The sequence below is a fragment of the Actinomyces dentalis DSM 19115 genome, assembly GCF_000429225.1.
In the GTDB taxonomy this organism is placed as follows: Bacteria; Actinomycetota; Actinomycetes; order Actinomycetales; family Actinomycetaceae; genus Actinomyces; species Actinomyces dentalis.
In genome coordinates this window covers 1-1,067 of the sequence record NZ_AUBL01000097.1, presented here as the reverse complement: position 1 = coordinate 1,067, position 1,067 = coordinate 1, and the positions used below count along the sequence as shown (strand labels likewise).

The 1,067-nt window shown below is 69.1% G+C and carries 1 protein-coding gene and 2 pseudogenes; all 3 read right to left on the bottom strand.

All coding sequences use genetic code 11. The features are described 5' to 3' along the window. Positions 1 to 232 (bottom strand): annotated as a pseudogene (locus G446_RS20675) (hypothetical protein); the annotation flags it as partial. Positions 233 to 312: 80 nt separating this feature from the next. Further along, positions 313 to 573 carry a phospholipase D-like domain-containing protein gene (locus G446_RS21180; RefSeq protein ID WP_051286017.1) on the bottom strand — a complete coding sequence of 87 codons (261 nt, stop codon included), beginning with the start codon at positions 571 to 573 and terminating at the stop codon, positions 313 to 315. Next, positions 570 to 1,067 (bottom strand): annotated as a pseudogene (locus G446_RS19585) (hypothetical protein); the annotation flags it as partial. The gene G446_RS21180 and the pseudogene G446_RS19585, both read right to left, overlap by 4 nt.

Sequence of the window (1,067 nt, the reverse complement as noted above, 5' to 3'; positions counted from 1 at the left end):
ATATATCTTTCACGCCCATGATACCCCACGGGAGTGGGCCATCACCATATCGCCCCCCGGAAATGACCTGGGACACACCCAGAATAACCTTCCAGAAACGAATCATGCCGGTTGATCCGAGCCCGGCACACTTGACATCTAAACGAGTGCCGCCACTCTCCTCCAACCACAGCTTCAGATGGTATTGAGCTCTCTCAAAAACCTCTGACGCAGACAAGTCAAGATCGTTCATATTTAAAACCTTTCCCCTTGAAAGTTGTTTCGAGAGGCGCTCCCGGACGCCCCCAGGATATCCTTTCAGGGTCCGGCCCGTCACCCGTGCACCTGCTCGTAGACCACTTCCTCGAGGCCCCGCAGCTGCTTCTCCACGCCGTGCGCCAGGGCGGGGTCGTCGAGGCGCAGGCCGAGTTCGACGTTGCGCTCCTCGGCGCTGTAGGAGAGGTTCGCGCTGCCCACCAGCAGGAAGCGGTGGTCGATGCTGAGGGGCTTGGCGTGGCTCGTCACCGCGCGCATCCCGTCCTCGGGCGCGCGGGTGCGCACGGCACTCTCGGTGCCGTCGGGGTTCCGCGTCATATCCCGTCCTCGGGCGCGCGGGTGCGCATGACGACGGCGCCGCGCAGCCGCCGGGCCATCTCGCCCGTGCTCAGGCCCGGGGCGCGCCTCGACGTCGCCGTTGGCCTCCGGACGCCGGTCCCGCCGCGTCCGCCGACTCCGCCAACACGGCTGGCCCCGCCGCGCCCCTTGAAGGGCCCGTCGGCGGCCTGAGCGTCCACGTAGAGGCGCACCGCCACGCCCGGCCGCCGCTGGCGCAGATCCACCAGCGCCGCCCACAGGGCCGAGGTCGGCTGAAGGTTGTAGGTCGCGCAGACGACCGAGGTATTTGGCCCCGCGGATAAGGGCGGGGCCGCCGCCGGCAGGGGCGCCGCGTCGCGGTGGCCGGGCACCGGGCTCGTCGCACTGCCCCGGAGCCACCGGCGGGGTCGCGCGGGGGTGATCTCCCGCCCGACGGCCCCGTAGTCGTGGTCCGGGACCGCCGCCGGGACGGAAAAAGGTGGCCGGCGCTTAAC

Coding starts and splice junctions, on each gene's coding strand:
- G446_RS21180 (WP_051286017.1), bottom strand. CDS start 573: ATGACGCGGAACCCCGACGGCACCGAGAGTGCCGTGCGCACCCGCGCG.